This window comes from Ruegeria sp. AI2, from assembly GCF_056541275.1.
In genome coordinates this window covers 40074-60160 of record NZ_JBQFYB010000017.1, presented here as the reverse complement: position 1 = coordinate 60160, position 20087 = coordinate 40074, and the positions used below count along the sequence as shown (strand labels likewise).

General features: G+C 58.6%; 15 protein-coding genes. 2 read left to right on the top strand and 13 right to left on the bottom strand.

The genetic code is table 11. The features are described from left to right. The 10 genes from ACR0LL_RS19235 to rplJ form a co-directional block, all read right to left on the bottom strand. The coding region (locus ACR0LL_RS19235) for a GTP-binding protein (RefSeq protein ID WP_036223564.1) at window positions 1-91 on the bottom strand (91 nt) is incomplete at its 3' end. Window positions 92-151: 60 nt separating this feature from the next. Next, complete coding sequence (fusA, locus tag ACR0LL_RS19230; protein WP_209507797.1) at window positions 152-2269, bottom strand: elongation factor G; 2118 nt, start codon at window positions 2267-2269, stop codon at window positions 152-154. Between the two features lie 18 nt (window positions 2270-2287). After that, on the bottom strand, window positions 2288-2758 hold the full coding sequence (gene rpsG, locus ACR0LL_RS19225; protein WP_039529242.1) for a 30S ribosomal protein S7: 471 nt from the start codon (window positions 2756-2758) through the stop codon (window positions 2288-2290). Window positions 2759-2773: 15 nt separating this feature from the next. Continuing rightward, window positions 2774-3145 carry a 30S ribosomal protein S12 gene (gene rpsL / locus ACR0LL_RS19220; RefSeq protein WP_480588767.1) on the bottom strand — a complete coding sequence of 124 codons (372 nt, stop codon included), beginning with the start codon at window positions 3143-3145 and terminating at the stop codon, window positions 2774-2776. 424 nt (window positions 3146-3569) lie between these two features. Next, window positions 3570-4439, bottom strand: a complete 870-nt coding sequence (locus ACR0LL_RS19215; protein ID WP_480588766.1) for a DMT family transporter — start codon at window positions 4437-4439, stop codon at window positions 3570-3572. 138 nt (window positions 4440-4577) lie between these two features. Continuing rightward, on the bottom strand, window positions 4578-5357 hold the full coding sequence (locus ACR0LL_RS19210) for a hypothetical protein (protein ID WP_480588765.1): 780 nt from the start codon (window positions 5355-5357) through the stop codon (window positions 4578-4580). Window positions 5358-5568: 211 nt separating this feature from the next. Continuing rightward, a complete protein-coding gene (gene rpoC / locus ACR0LL_RS19205) occupies window positions 5569-9810 on the bottom strand; it encodes a DNA-directed RNA polymerase subunit beta' (RefSeq protein ID WP_480488900.1) in 4242 nt (1413 codons plus the stop codon). A 106-nt stretch (window positions 9811-9916) separates the two neighbouring features. Continuing rightward, on the bottom strand, window positions 9917-14053 hold the full coding sequence (rpoB, locus tag ACR0LL_RS19200) for a DNA-directed RNA polymerase subunit beta (RefSeq protein WP_480588764.1): 4137 nt from the start codon (window positions 14051-14053) through the stop codon (window positions 9917-9919). Window positions 14054-14303: 250 nt separating this feature from the next. Then, window positions 14304-14681 carry a 50S ribosomal protein L7/L12 gene (gene rplL, locus ACR0LL_RS19195; RefSeq protein WP_209507787.1) on the bottom strand — a complete coding sequence of 126 codons (378 nt, stop codon included), beginning with the start codon at window positions 14679-14681 and terminating at the stop codon, window positions 14304-14306. Between the two features lie 79 nt (window positions 14682-14760). Further along, the gene (gene rplJ, locus ACR0LL_RS19190) at window positions 14761-15279 is read right to left on the bottom strand and encodes a 50S ribosomal protein L10 (RefSeq protein ID WP_209507785.1); all 519 of its coding nucleotides are present in this window, start codon (window positions 15277-15279) and stop codon (window positions 14761-14763) included. Window positions 15280-15726: 447 nt separating this feature from the next. On the opposite strand from rplJ, the gene ACR0LL_RS19185 reads away from it, so the two are divergent. Continuing rightward, window positions 15727-16497: a class II glutamine amidotransferase gene (locus ACR0LL_RS19185; protein WP_480588763.1), complete on the top strand. Its 771-nt coding sequence runs from the start codon at window positions 15727-15729 to the stop codon at window positions 16495-16497. Window positions 16498-16553: 56 nt separating this feature from the next. Here the strand turns inward: ACR0LL_RS19185 and rplA are convergent, their stop codons facing one another. Next, window positions 16554-17252 carry a 50S ribosomal protein L1 gene (gene rplA / locus ACR0LL_RS19180; protein WP_209507781.1) on the bottom strand — a complete coding sequence of 233 codons (699 nt, stop codon included), beginning with the start codon at window positions 17250-17252 and terminating at the stop codon, window positions 16554-16556. Window position 17253: 1 nt separating this feature from the next. Beyond that, window positions 17254-17703: a 50S ribosomal protein L11 gene (gene rplK, locus ACR0LL_RS19175; RefSeq protein ID WP_010440985.1), complete on the bottom strand. Its 450-nt coding sequence runs from the start codon at window positions 17701-17703 to the stop codon at window positions 17254-17256. 445 nt (window positions 17704-18148) lie between these two features. On the opposite strand from rplK, the gene ACR0LL_RS19170 reads away from it, so the two are divergent. Then, window positions 18149-19360, top strand: coding sequence for a peptidoglycan-binding domain-containing protein (locus tag ACR0LL_RS19170; protein WP_480588762.1), 1212 nt, complete (start codon window positions 18149-18151; stop codon window positions 19358-19360). A gap of 96 nt (window positions 19361-19456) precedes the next feature. On the opposite strand, the gene nusG is transcribed toward ACR0LL_RS19170, so the two are convergent. Further along, window positions 19457-19990: a transcription termination/antitermination protein NusG gene (gene nusG, locus ACR0LL_RS19165; protein WP_209507773.1), complete on the bottom strand. Its 534-nt coding sequence runs from the start codon at window positions 19988-19990 to the stop codon at window positions 19457-19459. Between the last annotated feature and the right edge of the window lie 97 nt (window positions 19991-20087).

Here is a 20087-nt window from a genome sequence, read left to right as displayed (position 1 = left end):
CTGCGGTCAGCGTCGTCTTGCCGTGGTCAACATGCCCAATCGTGCCGATGTTGACGTGCGGCTTATTACGCTCAAACTTTTCCTTTGCCATGATGGCCTCCTTTTTCTGTAATGAAGGGAGCCCCGGAACGGCGCTCCCTCAAATCGTCGCTTATGCGTATTTCGCCTGGATCTCGTCCGAGATGTTCTGCGGAACCGGATCGTAGTGGTCGAACTGCATGGTGAACTGGGCGCGGCCCGACGACATCGAACGCAGGGTGTTGATGTAGCCGAACATGTTCGCCAGCGGAACAAACGCATCGATCGCGATCGCGTTGCCGCGCGGTTCCTGACCAGACACCTGGCCCCGACGCGAGGTCAGGTCGCCGATGATACCGCCGGTGTATTCTTCCGGGGTGATCACTTCGACCTTCATGATCGGTTCCAGCAGCTTCGCGCCAGCTTTGCGCATGCCTTCACGCATACACATACGAGCCGCGATTTCGAACGCCAGAACGCTCGAGTCAACGTCGTGGAACTTACCGTCCAGCAGGGCAACCTTGAAGTCGATCACGGGGAAACCAGCCAGAGGGCCGCTGTCCATGACCGAGTTGATGCCTTTTTCAACACCGGGGATGTATTCCTTCGGAACGGCACCACCAACGATGCGACTTTCGAACGAGTAACCTTCGCCTGCCTCGGTGGGCTGGATCTCCAGCTTGACTTCGGCGAACTGACCCGAACCACCCGACTGTTTCTTGTGGGTGTAGGTGTGTTCGACCGGCATCGAGATGGTTTCACGATAAGCCACCTGAGGCGCACCGATGTTGGCTTCGACCTTGAACTCGCGCTTGAGACGGTCCACCAGGATGTCCAGGTGAAGTTCGCCCATGCCCTTCATGATGGTCTGACCCGATTCCAGGTCGGTTTCCACGCGGAAGGACGGGTCTTCGGCGGCCAGACGGGCCAGACCCTGAGACATCTTTTCCTGGTCGCCCTTGGTTTTGGGCTCGACCGCGATCTCGATCACCGGATCGGGGAAGGTCATGGTTTCCAGAACCACCGGATCCTTCGCATCGCACAGAGTGTCACCGGTGGTGGTGTCTTTCAGACCCGCCAGCGCGATGATGTCGCCTGCAAACGCTTCTTCGATCTCTTCCCGGTTGTTGGAGTGCATCATCATCATACGACCGATGCGCTCTTTCTTGCCTTTGGTCGAGTTCAGGATCGAGTCACCCTTGTTCATGGTGCCCGAGTATATCCGGGTGAAGGTCAGCGAACCGACGAAGGGGTCGTTCATGATTTTGAACGCCAGACCCGAGAAGGCCATGCCGTCATCGGCACGACGTGCGATGTTACGAACTTCTTCCTCGTCGCCGGGTTTGAAGCCCATGTAATCAACAACGTCCAGCGGGCTGGGCAGATAGTCGATCACAGCATTGAGCAACGGCTGAACGCCTTTGTTCTTGAACGCCGAGCCTCCCAGAACGGGTACGAAATGCAGCGCCAGCGTGCCTTTGCGCAGCAGTTTGCGCAGGGTCGGAACGTCGGGCTCTTCGCCTTCCAGATAGGCCATCATCGCGTCGTCGTCTTCTTCGACGGCCGCTTCGATCATCTTGCCGCGCCATTCGTCAGCCATGTCTTTCAGGCTGTCGCGGATCGGAGCTTTGACCCAGCTTGCACCAAGGTCTTCGCCCTGCCACAGCCACTCTTCCATGGTGACCAGATCAACCAGGCCTTCCAGCTCGGTTTCGGCACCGATTGGAATACCAACCGGAACAGCGCGTGCGCCGGTGCGGTCTTCGATCATGCGAACGCAGTTGAAGAAGTCTGCGCCGATCTTGTCCATCTTGTTGACGAAAACCATACGCGGAACCTTGTAGCGGTCAGCCTGACGCCACACGGTTTCGGTCTGGGGTTCAACACCGGCGTTTGCGTCGAGAACGCAGACGGCACCGTCGAGAACCGCCAGCGAGCGTTCGACTTCGATGGTGAAGTCAACGTGGCCGGGGGTGTCGATGATGTTCAGGCGGTGCTTGGGGGTATCGGCGGTCTGACCGTCTTCGGTGCGTTCCCAGAAGGTGGTGGTCGCAGCCGAAGTGATGGTGATGCCGCGTTCCTGCTCCTGCTCCATCCAGTCCATGGTGGCTGCACCATCGTGCACCTCACCGATGTTGTGGGATTTACCAGTGTAATACAGGATACGCTCCGAGCAGGTGGTCTTACCTGCGTCGATGTGCGCCATGATACCGAAGTTACGGTATAGTTCGAGCGGATATTCGCGTGCCATTTGGATAAGCCTCTGGGATTACCAACGGTAATGGCTGAAGGCTTTGTTCGCCTCGGCCATCTTGTGGGTGTCTTCGCGCTTCTTCACGGCGGTACCGCGGGACTGTACAGCGTCCAGCAGTTCACCGGCGAGGCGTTCTTCCATGGTGTTTTCATTGCGGCCGCGCGCAGCGGTGATCAGCCAGCGGATGGCCAGTGCTTCGCGGCGCTCGGGGCGGACTTCGACCGGAACCTGATAGGTTGCACCACCAACCCGGCGCGAGCGAACCTCGACCGACGGTTTGATGTTGTCGAGTGCTTCGTGGAACACTTCGACGGGCGCGCGCTTGATCTTGTTCTCAACGCGGTCAAAGGCGTTGTAGACGATGCGCTCGGCGACCGACTTCTTGCCGTCGATCATCAGGTTGTTCATGAATTTGGTCAGTACCTTGTCGCCAAATTTGGCGTCAGGCAGGACTTCGCGTTTTTCGGCGGCGTGACGACGTGACATATCAGCCTCTCCTTCTTACTTGGGACGCTTCGCGCCGTATTTCGAACGGCGTTGCTTACGGTCTTTGACGCCCTGAGTATCCAGAACACCGCGCAGGATGTGGTAACGCACACCGGGAAGGTCTTTCACACGGCCGTCACGGATCAGAACAACCGAGTGTTCCTGAAGGTTGTGGCTTTCACCGGGGATGTACGAGATGACCTCGAACCCGTTGGTCAGGCGCACCTTGGCAACCTTACGCATAGCCGAGTTCGGTTTCTTCGGTGTGGTGGTGTAAACACGTGTGCAGACGCCGCGTTTCTGCGGGCACTGCTCCAGGTGCATGGACTTCGAGCGTTTTACTTTGGGCTGCCGCGGTTTGCGGATCAGCTGTTGAATAGTTGGCATTCCGGTTTCTTCCCCGTTTTGCAACACACATGACATGCACGCGGGCTGCGTGCGGCTAACTTCGCAGCGCTTATGCGTCCACAAGCGCAAAACCCACGAGCGTTCCCATTCCGAGGTGAACGTCGCGGTTGTTTCTCAGAGGGCGCGAACTGCAAAATTGTCCGGGCCTTGACCAGCTCATTACTGGAATCGGCTATGGGGCGGCCCCCGGCACCGAGATGACGCGCGTAATAGGGGGAGTCGGCCCGAGTGTCAACAGCACGATACCGGTTGCCCGGCAATAGGCTGATCCGGGCCGTGCCGAAGTAGGTGCGCGGGCTTTACCGGGTTCATATAACCGCGCTGCAACGGAAGAGCCAAGCCCGCAACCGGAGGCTGGGTTTCGCCTTCGGATAACCAGTGTTCAGAGCTTTGTCACGCAGGTTCACGCCGCTTCCCGACGCGCGCGTTCCCGGAACAGCGTAAACAGTCCGGCGGCCACAATCAGTGTCGCACCCAGCATGGTCAGACCGTCGGGCCATTCATCGAATACGGCCCAACCCAGCCCCAGGGCCCAGATCAGGCTGGAATAGCGAAACGGCGCGATGAACCCGACATCGCCCTGACGCATGACCATGACGCTGAACAGATAGCCCATCAGGACGAACACGGCCGCCGCCGCAACCAGAGCACCCGCAGCGCCGGAAACCGGAACCCATCCTTCAAACACCGATGCGATGGCTGCAGCCACCGTGATGGAAAGAGACGTCGCCAGTGTCACCACCATTGACGGAACCTGGGGCGACATGCGTCGCGTCACCAGATCGCGAACCGTGATCGAAGCCACTGCAATCAGCGCGTAGATGGAATATAGGCTGAAGCCGTCAGGTCCGGGCCTGACGATCAGAACCATGCCGCCAAAACCAATGGCAATCGCCAATATGCGCCGCCAGCCGACCTGTTCGGAAAAGACCAGTGCCGCGCCCAGCGTCACGGTCAGAGGCAGCGCCTGCAGAATGGCCGTCACATTGGCAAGCGGCATGTTCTTGAGCGCTGTCAGGAAAAAGAAGGTAGCCGACAGTTCGGCCAGACTGCGCAGCGCAACCAGCAACCGGTCGTGGTTTGAGAAATTGAGGTGCAGCGCCCCCAGATAGCGGGCAAGACCATAGACAAGGAAAACGGCCAGAACGCCCCGCATGGCCACCAGTTGGAACAATGGCAGATCCCGAAGCGCGACCTTGACCATAGTGTCGTTCAGGGTGAAGGCTGCCATGCTGCCCATCATCAGCAAGGCACCTTTGGTGTTTGGGTTCATGTCAGATTTGGCCCTGCGCAGAGTGATCGGGCCATTGGCCCAATCGGACGGCTGCCTGTCAACGCATCAAATCAGATCAGCGCAAGAATTGCGTTCCGACGCGTGCAGAGCGTGTCGAAACCACCCGCTGAGCCTGTTTCAAAGACCGGATACCCGGCCGCCTCCGATCCCTTCCACAGCCACCCCGGCGCTGAGTGTGTGCGTTGCGATCAACCCGCCGGACATGTCCAGAACGCCAAGCTGGTTGCCGTTCTGAAGCGCAACATAAAGCTCGCGGCGTTTGGAATTGATGCCAAGACCAAAGCGTTCGATCTGCACCGCTGCGCCGACCGATGGATTGGTCGCCCGGATTGTCCTAAGCACCGTGCCGTTCAAATCCACCTCGGCGATCAGGCGATTTCGGATGAACAGCACATAGAGCGTGCCGGTCGTTTCGTCAAAGGCCAGCCCGCCAATCGGCCCCTGTGGCTGGCTAAGGGTTATGTTGCGCACGAATTGCCCGTCGCGGGTCAGTTCCGCGATCATCACCCCGTTCGGATGGTCGAGGAACAGATGCCCGTCGCTTCCCCGAATGGCCAACCCGCATTCCTTGATGGGAAACTCGTCAGGTGTGATGCCACCGCATCCGGCCGGAACCCGCTGTGCCGCAAAGGTACGCAGGACACGGCCATTTCGGTCCAACTCCTGTAGTTGGGTGCCGGGAAGATTGCGCAGGAAGATCCGCCGTCGCGGCTCATCATAAGCCAACCCGACGATCGAGGCGGAGATCGGGATCAGGCGCGTCGTGCCGTTCGGGATCACGATCTCACGCGATGGCTGGCCCGGCGGCATCCCCACATAGGCATAGTCCGTGCAGGCGGCCATCAGACCCAGACCGAAAACCGAAAATACGCGCGACAGCTTTGTGACAGCTCTCATCATTCACCCCCGTCACCTGTGTGAATTCAAGGCGGATGGTAGCACAGTTTAGGCTAAATAAGAAAAACCCTGCTGTTATTGCGGGTCTCATACGACAAGCGCGATATGCCAGTGGTCCGGAACCGCCCAAAGCGTCGCGCGCGTTTCAACCCTGCAAAAACGAAAGGCCCCGCGAAATCGCGGGGCCTTCCTTAACTTGTCAATCGGGCGATTACTCGCGGCTTTCGGGTGTTTCCACCAGAACGTCCAGCTCATCCCCGACCAGATCATCATCCATGATCGGCGCAGCCAGGGCAGCGGCCGCTTCGGCCTCTTCCCGGCGGGCTTCGATCACCACATTGTCGCGCGACTGGGCGATGTGGCGGACGGCCTGCGTGGCCCCACCGGTACCGGCGGGGATCAGGCGACCAACGATGACGTTCTCTTTCAGGCCGACCAGCTTGTCCTTTTTGCCCTGCACGGACGCTTCGGTCAGTACGCGGGTGGTTTCCTGGAACGAAGCCGCCGAGATGAACGAACGCGTCTGCAACGAAGCCTTGGTGATCCCCAGAAGGATCGGCTCGCCCTGTGCCGGACGACCACCGCGGGCGATGGTCTTTTCGTTGGCTGCGTCGAACTCCTGCTTATCGACATGTTCGCCTTTCAGCAGGGTGGTGTCGCCTGAATCCAGGATCTCCCACTTCTGCAGCATCTGGCGCACGATGACTTCGATGTGCTTGTCGTTGATCTTCACGCCTTGCAGACGATACACATCCTGCACTTCGTCGATCATGTAGTTCGCCAGCGCCTCGACACCCATGATGGACAGGATGTCATGCGGGGCCGGGTTACCGTCCATGATGTAGTCGCCCTTCTGTACGAAGTCGCCTTCGACAACAGGGATGTGCTTGCCCTTGGGTACCATGTACTCGATGGGTTCCAGCGACTCGTCAGCCGGTTCGATGCTGATGCGGCGCTTGTTCTTGTAGTCGCGGCCAAAGCGCACGTAACCATCAGCTTCTGCGATGATCGCGTGATCTTTCGGACGGCGGGCTTCGAACAGTTCGGCCACACGCGGCAGACCACCGGTGATGTCCTTGGTCTTGGCACCTTCACGCGGAATACGCGCAACAACGTCACCGGCTTCGATCTTCTGGCCATCTTCGACCGACAGGATCGCATCCACCGACATCGGATAGTGAACCGGGTTGCCCGCATCGTTGCGGACCGGTTCGCCATCGTCACCGACCAGAATGATCTCGGGCTTGAGGTCGCTGCCACGGGGGGCGGCGCGCCAGTCGATCACGATCTTCTGGGTCATGCCGGTTGCTTCGTCGGTCTCGTCACGGACAGCAAGGCCCGAAACCAGATCGACGTATTTGGTGGTACCGGCTTTCTCGGCGATGATCGGCAGGGTGTAGGGATCCCATTCGAACAGCTTGTCGCCGCGGGCCACCTTGGTGCCTTCCTTGACGAACAGCTTGGAGCCATAGCCCAGCTTGTGGCTGGCGCGCTCTTCGCCGTGATCGTCTTTGATCACCAGCTTCATGTTCCGGCCCATGACAAGGCTTTCGCCTGCGGCATTGACCAGGATCTGCGGGTTCTCGAAGGATACGACACCAGCCTGGCTGGCTTCCTGGAACGACTGCTGACCACCTTGCGCAACACCACCGATGTGGAAGGTCCGCATCGTCAGCTGTGTACCGGGTTCACCGATGGACTGGGCGGCGATGATGCCGACAGCCTCACCCGTGTTCACCATGGTACCGCGAGCAAGGTCACGACCGTAGCAGGTGGCACAGACGCCTTCCTCAGACTCGCAGGTCAGAGGTGAGCGGATGCGGGTCGACTGAACGCCCGCTTCGTCGATGGTGTCTGCCATACGTTCGTCGATCAGCTGACCAGCCGCAACAAGCACCTCATCCGTACCCGGACGCAGGATATCGTCAGCCGCCACACGGCCCAGGATACGCTCGGCCAGCGAGGCGACAACCTCACCGTCGTTGACCGCAGCTTCGGCCGTGATTGCGCGCTCGGTACCACAATCGATCTCACGAACGATGCAGTCCTGCGCCACGTCCACCAGACGACGGGTCAGGTAACCCGAGTTCGCCGTCTTCAGAGCGGTATCCGACAGACCCTTACGGGCACCGTGGGTCGAGTTGAAGTATTCAAGAACGGTCAGACCTTCCTTGAAGTTCGAGATGATCGGCGTCTCGATGATGTCACCGTTCGGCTTGGCCATCAGGCCGCGCATACCGCCCAGCTGTTTCATCTGAGTGACCGAGCCCCGCGCACCGGAGTGGGCCATCATGTAGACCGAGTTCGGTTCCATGTCAGACCCGTCTTCGGCCTTGGCGACGTTCGAGATGGTGCTCATCATCGCCTCGGTCACACGGTCGTTACACTTCGACCAGGCATCGACAACCTTGTTGTACTTTTCACCCTGAGTGATCAGGCCGTCCATGTACTGCTGTTCGAAGTCTTTCACCTGATCGCGGGTGTCATCAACGATGCCCCACTTGTCGTCTGGAATGACCATGTCGTCCTTGCCGAACGAGATGCCCGCCCTGAACGCTTCTTTGAAGCCCATCGACATGATCTGGTCACAGAAGATAACCGACTCTTTCTGACCGCAGTAGCGGTAGACGGTGTCGATCACCTGCTGCACTTCTTTCTTCCGCAGCAGGCGGTTGACCAGATCGAACGGTGCCTTGTTGTTCATCGGCAGCAGGGCACCCAGACGCAGACGGCCCGGAGTGGTTTCATAGCGCTTCTGAACTTCGTTGCCTTCTTCGTCGATCTGCGTGATCCGCGCGGTGATTTTGGTGTGCAAATGCACCTCACCCGCATCCAGCGCGTGCTGAACTTCGTCGATCGAACCAAAGACCTTGCCTTCGCCCGGCATGCCCGCACGTTCCAGCGACACATAGTACAGACCCAGGATCATGTCCTGCGACGGAACGATGATCGGCGCGCCGTTTGCAGGCGACAGAACGTTGTTCGTCGACATCATCAGAACACGGGCTTCCAGCTGTGCCTCAAGGCTCAGCGGCACGTGAACGGCCATCTGGTCGCCGTCGAAGTCGGCGTTGAAGGCCGAACAGACCAGCGGGTGCAGCTGGATCGCTTTGCCTTCGATCAGGACCGGTTCGAACGCCTGAATGCCAAGACGGTGCAGCGTCGGCGCACGGTTCAGCATGACAGGGTGTTCACGGATCACCTCGTCGAGGATATCCCACACTTCGGGACGTTCTTTCTCGACCAGTTTCTTCGCCTGTTTCACGGTCGAAGACAGACCCTTGGCTTCAAGGCGCGAGTAGATGAACGGCTTGAACAGCTCCAGCGCCATCTTCTTGGGCAGACCACACTGGTGAAGCTTAAGCTCCGGACCGGTCACGATGACCGAACGGCCCGAGAAGTCGACGCGTTTCCCCAGAAGGTTCTGACGGAAGCGACCCTGCTTGCCTTTCAGCATGTCCGACAGCGATTTCAGCGGACGCTTGTTGGCGCCGGTGATCACGCGGCCACGACGGCCGTTGTCAAACAGAGCATCCACGGATTCCTGCAACATCCGCTTTTCGTTGCGGACGATGATGTCAGGCGCGCGCAGTTCGATCAGACGTTTCAGACGGTTGTTCCGGTTGATCACGCGGCGATACAGATCGTTCAGATCCGACGTCGCGAAACGGCCACCATCCAGCGGAACCAGCGGACGCAGTTCCGGCGGAATGACCGGGATCACGGTCATGACCATCCATTCAGGCCGGTTGCCCGACTCGAGGAAGGATTCAACAACCTTCAGACGCTTGATGATCTTCTTGGGCTTCAGCTCGCCGGTTGCTTCGGCCAGATCAGCGCGCAGCTGTTCGGCTTCGGCTTCCAGATCGATCTGGGCCAGCATCTCACGGATGGCTTCGGCACCGATATTGGCGGTGAACGCGTCCATGCCAAAGGCATCCTGCGCATCCATGTACTCTTCTTCGGTCAGCATCTGGCCGTAGGTCAGGTCAGTCAGACCGGGCTCGATGACGACATAGTTTTCAAAGTACAGAACGCGTTCCAGATCGCGCAGCGTCATGTCCAGCATCAGACCGATGCGGGACGGCAGCGATTTCAGGAACCAGATATGTGCAACGGGCGCGGCCAGTTCGATGTGGCCCATACGCTCGCGGCGGACTTTCTGCAGGGTGACTTCCACGCCGCATTTCTCGCAGACAACGCCGCGATACTTCATCCGCTTATATTTGCCGCACAGACATTCGTAATCTTTGATCGGGCCAAAGATACGCGCGCAGAACAGACCGTCGCGTTCAGGCTTGAACGTCCGGTAGTTGATGGTTTCAGGTTTCTTGATCTCGCCATAGGACCAAGACAGGATCCGCTCGGGCGACGCCAGCGAGACCTTGATCTCGTCGAAAACCTTCGGGGGCGTCAGCGGGTTGAACGGGTTGTTGGTGATTTCCTGGTTCATCTCTTTACCTCAGAGTTAGAGGGTGCGGGGGTCACGCAAAGCCGGGCTGAAGCCCGGCCTACGCCGGATCAGATGGTAGGCCGGGCTTCAGCCCGGCATCCCTTCGTCACTCATCGACCTCCGCATCCAGGAGTTCCATATTCAGGCCGAGGCCACGGACTTCTTTCACCAGAACGTTGAACGATTCCGGTACGCCCGCTTCAAAGTTGTCCTCGCCCTTGACGATCGACTCATAGACCTTGGTCCGGCCGGCGACGTCATCCGATTTCACGGTGAGCATCTCCTGCAGGGTGTAGGCGGCGCCGTAAGCTTCCAGAGCCCAGACCTCCATCTCACCAAAGCGCTGACCACCGAACTGCGCCTTACCACCCAGCGGCTGCTGGGTAACCAGGCTGTAGGGCCCGGTCGAACGCGCGTGGATCTTATCATCCACAAGGTGGTGCAGTTTCAGCAGGTACTTGATGCCCACGGTCACCGGACGCGCAAATTGCTCACCGGTACGACCGTCGAACAGAACCGACTGACCGCTTTGCGAGAAGCCCGCACGCACCAACGCGTCGTTGACGTCAGCCTCTTTGGCACCGTCAAAGACCGGGGTTGCGATCGGAACACCGCGGGTCACGTTGCCCGCTGCCTCAATCAGCGTTTCCTCGTCCATGCCAGTGATGCCTTCTTCGTAGACATCTTCGCCATAGGCCAGCTTCATCGCCTCGCGCACCGGGGTCAGGTCGCCGGAACGGCGGTATTCACCCAGAGCTTCATCGATGTTCAGACCCAGACCGCGCGCGGCCCAACCCATGTGGGTTTCAAGGATCTGACCGACGTTCATACGCGAAGGCACACCCAGCGGGTTCAGACAGAAGTCGACCGGCGTCCCATCGGCCAGGAACGGCATGTCTTCCATTGGAACAACCTTGGAGATCACACCTTTGTTCCCGTGACGACCGGCCATCTTGTCGCCCGGCTGCAGCTTACGCTTCACGGCGATGAAGACTTTGACCATCTTCATCACACCCGGCGGCAGGTCGTCGCCACGGCGGACTTTCTCGACCTTATCCTCGAAACGGGCATCCAGAGCGCGCTTTTGCACCTCGTACTGCTCGTTCAGGGCTTCGACGATCTGTGCGTCCTGCTCGTCTTCCAGCGCCAGCTGCCACCATTGACCACGGGTCAGGGTGTCCAGCAGATCCTCGGTGATCACCGACCCTGCCTTGACACCTTTCGGGCCTTTGACAGCGGTTTTACCCAGGATCAGACCTTGCAGACGCGCATAGATGTTGCGGTCAAGGATCGCCAGCTCGTCGTCCCGGTCACGGGCCAGACGTTCGACTTCCTCACGCTCGATCTGCAGCGCACGCTCGTCTTTCTCGACGCCGTGACGGTTGAAGACACGAACCTCGACGACCGTACCGTAATCGCCCGGCTTAACGCGCAGCGAGGTGTCGCGCACGTCAGATGCTTTTTCACCAAAGATGGCGCGCAGCAGCTTTTCTTCCGGGGTCATCGGGCTTTCGCCCTTCGGAGTGATCTTGCCGACCAGAATATCGCCCGGCTCCACATCCGCGCCGATGTAAACGATGCCCGCCTCGTCGAGGTTGCGCAGCGCTTCTTCACCGACGTTCGGGATGTCGCGGGTGATCTCTTCCGGGCCCAGCTTGGTGTCACGGGCGGCGACTTCGAATTCCTCGATATGGACCGAGGTAAAGACGTCATCACGCGCGATACGTTCCGAGATCAGGATCGAGTCTTCGTAGTTGTAACCGTTCCACGGCATGAACGCGACGACCACGTTCTTACCCAAGGCCAGTTCACCCATATCGGTCGACGGACCGTCGGCAATGACCTCGCCCTTCTGGACGGTGTCACCCACCTTGATCAGCGGACGCTGGTTGATGCAGGTGTTCTGGTTCGAACGCTGGAACTTACGCAGACGATAGATGTCAACGCCAGCGTCGCCCAGTTCCAGATCCTCGGTGGCGCGGATAACGATACGCTGGGCATCGACCTGGTCGATGATACCGGCGCGTTTCGCCTGAATCGCAGCACCCGAGTCGATCGCGACCTTCTCCTCGATCCCGGTACCGACCAGCGGTGCCTCGGCCCGCAGCAGCGGAACCGCCTGACGTTGCATGTTCGAGCCCATCAGAGCGCGGTTGGCGTCGTCATTTTCAAGGAACGGAATCAGCGATGCCGCGACCGAAACCAGCTGTTTCGGCGACACGTCGATCAGGTCCACATTCTCGCGCGGGGCAAGGGTGTAGTCGCCTGCCTGACGGGTCGAAACCAGATCGTTGATGAACTTGCCGTTCTTATCCAGCGTCGCGTTCGCCTGCGCCACGGTGTGACGCATTTCCTCGGTCGCGGACATGTAGTGAACCTCATCGGTCACCTCGGCGTCCTTGACGACGCGGTAAGGTGTTTCGATGAAGCCATACTTGTTCACGCGGGCGAAGGTGGCCAGCGAGTTGATCAGACCGATGTTCGGGCCTTCCGGCGTTTCAATCGGGCACATCCGGCCATAGTGGGTCGGGTGTACGTCGCGCACTTCAAAGCCCGCACGCTCACGCGTCAGACCACCGGGGCCAAGCGCCGAAAGACGGCGTTTATGGGTGACTTCCGACAGCGGGTTGGTCTGGTCCATGAACTGCGACAGCTGCGACGAGCCGAAGAATTCACGCACAGCAGCAGCAGCCGGTTTCGCGTTGATCAGGTCCTGCGGCATGACGGTGTCGATCTCGACCGACGACATACGCTCTTTGATCGCGCGCTCCATGCGCAGCAGACCGACGCGGTACTGGTTTTCCATCAGTTCACCGACCGAACGCACACGACGGTTGCCGAGGTGGTCGATATCGTCCACGTCGCCTTTGCCGTCGCGCAGTTCGACCAGAGCCTTGACGCAGGCCACGATGTCTTCGCGGCGCAGGGTACGCAGGGTATCCGGCGCGTCCAGTGCCAGGCGCATGTTCATCTTCACGCGGCCAACGGCGGACAGGTCATACCGCTCGCTGTCGAAGAACAGGGTGTCGAACAGGGCCGACGCCGCTTCGACGGTGGGCGGTTCACCCGGACGCATGACGCGGTAGATATCCATGAGCGCGCTTTCGCGGTTCATGTTCTTGTCCTGCGCCATGGTGTTGCGCATGTAGGGTCCGACATTGACGTTATCGATGTCGAGAACCGGAATATCGGTGATGCCCGCGTCGATCAGTTCCTTCGCGGTACCGCCGATCAGGTCGCCATCCTTGTCATATTCCAGCGTCAGTTCGTCACCGGCTTCGACATAGATCGCGCCGTTTTCTTCGTTGATGATGTCCTTGGCGACAAACTTGCCAACGATGTGATCGAACGGAACCAGTAGTTCTGTGACGGTGCCCTCGTCGATCAGCTTCTTGACCGCGCGCGGGGTGACTTTTTTGCCTGCCTCGGCAATTACCTCACCTGATTTCGCGTCGATCAGGTCATAGGTCGGACGGGTGCCGCGAACACGCTCGGGGAAGAACGGCGTGACCCAGCCCTTCTTCTTGTCCAGCTTGTAGGACACGGTTTTGTAATACGCGTCCATGATCGCTTCCTGATCCAGACCCAGCGCATATAGCAGGGTTGTCACAGGCAGTTTGCGGCGGCGGTCGATACGGGCGAACACGATATCCTTGGCGTCGAACTCGAAGTCCAGCCAGCTGCCGCGATACGGGATGATGCGGCAGGCAAACAGCAGCTTGCCCGAGGAATGGGTTTTACCCTTGTCGTGGTCAAAGAACACACCGGGCGAGCGGTGCATCTGGGAGACGATCACGCGCTCGGTGCCGTTGACGACAAAGGTGCCGTTCGGGGTCATCAGGGGCATGTCGCCCATGAAGACATCCTGTTCCTTGATGTCCTTTACCGATTTCGCGCCAGTGTCCTCATCAACATCAAACACGATCAGGCGCAGGGTAACCTTCAGCGGTGCGCTGTAGGTCATGTCGCGCTGCATGCACTCTTCGACGTCGTATTTGGGTTTCTCCAGATCGTATTTCACGAACTCCAAAACAGAGGTTTCGTTGAAATCCTTGATCGGGAAAACCGACTGGAACACGCCTTTGATGCCTTCGCCGTCTGTGGGCTGTTCTGCATCGCCGGAGCGCAGGAAAAGATCATAAGAAGATTTCTGTACCTCAATGAGGTTCGGCATCTCCAGTACTTCGCGGATTTTGCCGTAATATTTACGAAGACGTTTCTGGCCAAGGAACGTTTGAGCCATGTCAGATGTCACCTTTCGATGTTCTCAGCGGGCAAAGACACCGTCGGGCCCCGGCATCTTGCACAATCGAGACAACACGTCCGGATCAATTCGTGGCCACCGTCCCGAAGGCGGCCTCCCGATCCGAAAACCGTGTCTTAGAAAACGCCCCATTCCGTGAGGCCCTTTCTAAGACAGGTTCGGCTGGACCCGGATTTCTCCGGATCCAGCCAAAATTTTCGGCGCATCAACGATGCGCCTGAGACCAGGCTTAGGCCAGCTCGACTTCGGCGCCAGCTGCTTCCAGCTTGGCTTTGACGTCTTCGGCTTCGTCTTTCGACACGCCTTCTTTGATCTTGCCGCCGGCTTCGACCAGTTCCTTGGCTTCTTTCAGGCCCAGACCGGTGATGCCGCGAACTTCTTTGATCACGTTGATTTTCGAAGCGCCAGCGTTCTTCAGAACGACGTCGAATTCGGTTTTCTCTTCCTCAGCTGCGCCACCGGCGTCGCCACCAGCTGCTGCGACCATTACGGCGCCGCCAGCTGCGGGCTCGATGCCGTATTCGTCTTTGAGGATGGTTTTCAGTTCTTGTGCTTCCAGCAGGGTCAGACCCACGATGCTTTCTGCGAGTGCTTTCAGATCAGCCATTTTATCAGCTCTTTCCGTTTACAATGTGTGTTCCAACGTCAGGGTAGGTACCCTACGCAGATCATTCAGTGCCAACCGCTTACGCAGCTTCCGCCTTCTCTTCGATGGTGGAAAGGATGCTTGCGATATTGCTTGCAGGTGCGCCAATCGCGCCGGCGATGTTCGAAGCAGGTGCGCCAATGCAGCCCACGATCGAAGCAATAAGCTCCTCGCGAGACGGCATTTTCGAAACGGCTTCAACGCCTTTGCGGTCCAGAGCGTTCTCGCCCATTGCACCGCCGAGGATTTCAAATTTCTTGTTATCCTTGGCGAAGTCCTCGGCCACCTTGGCTGCTGCCACGGGGTCCTCGGAATAGGTCAGAACGGTCATCCCTGTCAGCAGGTCGGCCATGCTTGCACACGGCTTACCCTCGAGGGCGATTTTGGCGAGCCTGTTCTTGGCAACACGCACGGAGCCACCCGCGTCACGGGCACGTGCGCGAAGGTCCTGCATCTCGGCAACTGTCAGACCGGCGTAGTGGGCAACCACTACGACGCCAGAGCTTTCGAAGATTTGGCCGAGTTCCTCGACCACTTTCTCTTTCTGGGCTCTATCCACAGTTCTCTCCAAGTTAGGGGTGAGATCTCACCCCGGCTCATATTTGCCGCGGCTTGCGCCCCGGCGTTCAGGTCCGTTGTTACGGGATTGGCCAAAACTCGCCCGAGGGTGGGACCCTCAGAATTCTTTGGTCTTACCCGTCTCAGGCAGGGAATTAAGGGGCCATATGGCACCACCCACCGTCTTGGACGAAACAAAATAAAGCGCACGACGAATCGCACGCTTTATTCCGCAGGTCTACTTAGGACAGATGGCCGGGGTTTCCAAGAGGTAAATTGGGATTAATCAGACGCAACAAGGGATGACCAGAACCACAAGATTAAGTGCAGTGACGAGCAATTGATTTGGTCGAATTTCAGGGCTGACGGCAAAATAGGCCGTGACATTGTTCCAAGCTCAAGACTATAACCCGACAATTTTCCTCAGACACAAGAAGAATCAGAACAAATGTGTAGAATTGCCGCCTATTGCGGACCAAGTATCCCGCTTGAAAACATCGTCATCCGGCCCCAGCATTCCTTGCTGGAGCAAAGCCAACACGCGGCCGAAGCTAAACTTGCCGTCAATGGCGATGGCTTTGGTATGGCCTGGTACGCAGACCAGGATCGCCCTGGCCTGTACAGGGATGTCCTGCCCGCGTGGTCGGATGGTAACCTTGTCGATCTTTGCAGGATGATAAAATCCTCGCTGTTTCTGGCCCATGTCCGCGCGTCGACGTTCGGCGAAGTGTCGCGCGCAAACTGCCACCCTTTCACGTTTGGCAAATGGTCCTTCATGCATAATGGCCAGATTGGCGAGTTCGGGCGTTTGCGAAGACGGCTTGAATCCTCACTGCCGGACGAACTTTATGCAGCGCGGCGCGGGTCGACGGATTCAGAGCTTCTGTTTCTGCTCCTGCTGGCAAACGGGCTGGATGATGCGCCGCAGGACGCTGTTGTCGCAACTCTGCGTCAGATCAATGCGCTTGACGGTCATCGGACGCAACCGGATCGCATGGCCGTCGCCTTTTCAGATGGACAGAGCCTGTATGCGTTTCGGTATTCCAGCGACCAGCGCAGCCCGTCCCTGTATTTCGGGGAAGGGCTGGACCACGGCGGCAAGGTCATCGCGTCCGAGCCTCTGGACAAGGGCACAGGAAAATGGGTGCCCATTGAAGACCGGAGCTTCTTCACCCTGACCGGCAATACAGCCAATCACACAGGGTTGCAGTTCAGCTAAAAAAAACGGGCGGTCCGAAGGGACCGCCCGCAACATTGCTTTGGCGTAGGTCCGGCTTATTCGCCCGAAGCTTCTGCCACATCAACGGTCACGCCGGGGCCCATGGTCGAGCTCAGCGCGATTTTCTTCATGTAGGTGCCTTTGGCGCCCGACGGCTTTGCCCGGGCAACAGCCGAGACGAAGGCGCGAATGTTTTCGACCAGCTTGGCTTCGTCAAACGACGCTTTACCAACACCTGCGTGTACAACGCCGCCTTTTTCCGCCTTGAACTGAACTTCACCGCCTTTGGCTGCTTCCACGGCTGCTTTCACGTCCATGGTCACAGTGCCAACCTTGGGGTTCGGCATCAGGTTACGGGGGCCCAGAACCTTACCCAGACGACCGACGATCGGCATCATGTCCGGGGTTGCAATGCAGCGATCGAATTCGATGGTGCCGCCCTGAATGGTTTCCATCAGGTCTTCTGCACCAACGATATCCGCGCCTGCTTCTTTCGCTTCGTCAGCCTTCGCGCCACGTGCGAACACAGCAACGCGCATGTCTTTGCCTGTGCCGTTCGGCAGGCCAACAACGCCGCGAACCATCTGGTCTGCGTGACGGGTGTCAACGCCCAGGTTCATCGCGATTTCGATGGTCTCGTCGAATTTCGAAGTTGCATTGGCTTTGACCAGGGCAACAGCTTCGTCCACCGACAGGTTTTCCTTGCCAGCGACGGCTTCGCGCGCAGCGCGGGTACGTTTACCGAGTTTTGCCATCTTACTTCACCTCGATGCCCATGGAGCGGGCCGAGCCCAGGATGATCTGCATTGCGCCTTCGACGTCGTTGGCGTTCAGATCTTTCATTTTGGCTTCGGCGATTTCACGAACCTGCTTGGAGGTCACGGTTGCCACGGTCTCGCGACCTGGGTTTTCCGCGCCGCGGGGGCGGTTACGCTTACCGACCGGCTTAAGACCAGCAGCTTTTTTCAGGTAGTAAGACGCGGGCGGCGTCTTGATGTCCATGGTGAAGGACTTGTCCTGATAGTAGGTGATCACGGTCGGGCACGGCGCGCCGGGCTCCATATCTGCGGTCTTGGCGTTGAACGCCTTGCAGAATTCCATGATGTTGATGCCGCGCTGACCCAGCGCCGGACCAACTGGCGGCGACGGGTTCGCCTGACCTGCAGGAACCTGCAGTTTCATTGTACCAGCAAGCTTCTTGGCCATTTGGTTTTCCTTTCAACTAGGGTGAAACGCGTCTCACCCGGATTTTGTTGCGTGGTCCGGCCCGGGATCGCGATCCCGGCTACCTCCCACGAGAGAATCTCGCCCGAAGACGATGGGCGGCGTTTATAGGGGATCATGGCGGTTGGCAAGTGGCCTGCCTTTCAATTCGGGATCACCGAATCGAGTTTCAAGTCGATGAACACCGGCGTTGACGCGCCAGGGCGGGAAAGTGCTGATCATTCCGGTCAAAGCCAGGAAAAACCAGTCGGCCTGAAACACAAGGTATCGCGCCATATTAAGGGTTTAATTTGCTTGAAAAAGCCGGAGCTAACCCGGCACCCGATTGAAAGACTGCCGAGGCTTCGTTCCTTGCGCCGCATAAATAACCGCGCCATGCTGCGGCTGTGCTATACTTGGTCAGAACAAATTTGTTCGGAGGTTCGTCATGATTATTCGTTTATTCACTATGCTAATCGCCGCGCTGTCTTTTGCGGTGTCCCTCCCCCAGACCGCGCGGGCCGATGCGGGCGACTTCATCGGCGGTGCTGTCGTTGGCGGGGTCGTCGGATACGCGATCGGCAAAGACCAGCAAAAGAAAAAGTCCCGGTCTTCGAGCCAGACCTACCGGTCGGGCATTCCATCGACCTCGCAAGGGGCGCAAACGCAGACCGCGCTCAACTATTTCGGCTATAACGCCGGGCGTGTCGATGGGCAGGTCGGGCATGGAACCCGGTCGGCGATCGAACGCTACCAGGTGTCCATGGGCTATCCTGTGAATGGCTATGACTTCCAGCCCTATCAGTATGACTTTCTGATGCAGGCCTATTACTGGGCGACAAGCGGTGGGCAGGCGGCAACCCAGCTTTCGGGTCAACCGCTCTTGATGGCCTATCGCCAACAGGTGCAAACCGGCTCTGCCTTGGCGGCGGCACCTCAGACCCAGGCACCGGCCATCCCGGTTATCACGCCTCAACAGGCCGAACCGGCAACGAGCGCCACTGAAACCACGACAGCCAGCCTGCCGAGCCTGTTTTCCGGCGGAACCGGAGGCCCGTCGCTGGCCAATCGGTGCAGCGGGGTCATGCTGCAAACGTCGACCAATGGCGGCTATACGACCCTGTCTAACATGTCCGATCCTGACTTTGCACTTAGCGAACAATTCTGCCTTGCCCGCAGCTATGCGATGGCACAGGGCGAAGAGCTGATGCAGGGCATTCAGGGTCTTACACCCGATCAGGTCGCAGACCAGTGCGCCGCCTTTGGCGACATGTTGGCACCGCAAGTTGATGCGCTGTCTATCAACTCGAAATCAGAGGCTGAAACCCAGGTGCGCAAGCTTGCCTTGGATTCGGGTCTTAGCCCTGCTGATCTTGCCGCAACCAGCAAGGTCTGCCTTGCGATGGGATATCGTCAGGACAACATGGATACCGCAGTTGGGTCTGCGCTGATGCTGGTTGCCATGGGTGAACCCGCATACGGAGAACTGGTCGGTCACCATCTGCGCGAAGGCTTTGGTGTTCAGGCGCGCCGCGATCTTGCGATGCAATGGTATGATGCAAGCCTTTCGGCGCTGGATGCCGGGTCGCAGGCGGTCTTCCTGCCGTCCCAGACCGACCGCCCGCAGCTTTTGCGCGCAGCCATGGTTCAGTCGCAGTAAGCCCATTTGAAAACTGTATAGGCCCGTGCAGGGCTGAAACTGAAAACGCCGCTATGCTTTCACATCGCGGCGTTTCGAATTTCTCTGGAAGCGCGCTTAGCTTTGCTTGGTGACCTGCGTGAAGTCCAGCTCGACCGGGGTTTCGCGGCCAAAGATCGAGACCGATACTTTCAGCTTCTGCGCCTCGTCGTCCACGCCTTCGACCATGCCGTCGAAATCCTCGAACGGGCCGTCGTTGACCTTGACCTTCTCGCCGATCTCGAAGGTGATCATCAGCTTGGGCGCTTCTTCGCCTTCCTGAACGCGGTTGAGGATCTGGTTCACCTCGGCGTCGCGCATCGGCATCGGGCGGCCCTGCGGGCCCAGAAAGCCGGTGACGCGGTTGATCGAGTTGATCAGGTGATAGCCCTGATCCGACATTTCCATATGCACCAGCACGTAACCCGGCATAAAGCGGCGTTCAGTGGTGACCTTCTTGCCCCGGCGCACTTCGATCACCTCTTCGGTGGGCACCAGAACTTCGTCGATATCGTTCTCAAGGCCCTGTTCAGCCACCGACGTGCGGATCTGCTCTGCGATCTTCTTTTCGAAATTCGAAAGAACGCTGACCGAGTACCACCGTTTCGCCATGAACCTGTCGTCCTTGTTTGTCTTCGGGGCATCACATCTTGCGGACACACCCGTCATTTAAATCCTGTCACGTCATCCGGAATAAAAAGCGGCGCGT

What these genes read in the sequence shown, in the direction of transcription:
- rpsG (WP_039529242.1), bottom strand. Translation starts at nt 2,758, where the DNA reads ATGTCACGTCGTCACGCCGCCGAAAAACGCGAAGTCCTGCCTGACGCC.
- rpoC (WP_480488900.1), bottom strand. Translation starts at nt 9,810, where the DNA reads ATGAACCAGGAAATCACCAACAACCCGTTCAACCCGCTGACGCCCCCG.
- rplL (WP_209507787.1), bottom strand. Translation starts at nt 14,681, where the DNA reads ATGGCTGATCTGAAAGCACTCGCAGAAAGCATCGTGGGTCTGACCCTG.
- nusG (WP_209507773.1), bottom strand. Translation starts at nt 19,990, where the DNA reads ATGGCGAAACGGTGGTACTCGGTCAGCGTTCTTTCGAATTTCGAAAAG.
- rpsL (WP_480588767.1), bottom strand. Translation starts at nt 3,145, where the DNA reads ATGCCAACTATTCAACAGCTGATCCGCAAACCGCGGCAGCCCAAAGTA.
- rpoB (WP_480588764.1), bottom strand. Translation starts at nt 14,053, where the DNA reads ATGGCTCAAACGTTCCTTGGCCAGAAACGTCTTCGTAAATATTACGGC.
- ACR0LL_RS19185 (WP_480588763.1), top strand. Translation starts at nt 15,727, where the DNA reads ATGTGTAGAATTGCCGCCTATTGCGGACCAAGTATCCCGCTTGAAAAC.
- fusA (WP_209507797.1), bottom strand. Translation starts at nt 2,269, where the DNA reads ATGGCACGCGAATATCCGCTCGAACTATACCGTAACTTCGGTATCATG.
- rplA (WP_209507781.1), bottom strand. Translation starts at nt 17,252, where the DNA reads ATGGCAAAACTCGGTAAACGTACCCGCGCTGCGCGCGAAGCCGTCGCT.
- ACR0LL_RS19210 (WP_480588765.1), bottom strand. Translation starts at nt 5,357, where the DNA reads ATGAGAGCTGTCACAAAGCTGTCGCGCGTATTTTCGGTTTTCGGTCTG.
- ACR0LL_RS19170 (WP_480588762.1), top strand. Translation starts at nt 18,149, where the DNA reads ATGATTATTCGTTTATTCACTATGCTAATCGCCGCGCTGTCTTTTGCG.
- ACR0LL_RS19215 (WP_480588766.1), bottom strand. Translation starts at nt 4,439, where the DNA reads ATGAACCCAAACACCAAAGGTGCCTTGCTGATGATGGGCAGCATGGCA.
- rplK (WP_010440985.1), bottom strand. Translation starts at nt 17,703, where the DNA reads ATGGCCAAGAAGCTTGCTGGTACAATGAAACTGCAGGTTCCTGCAGGT.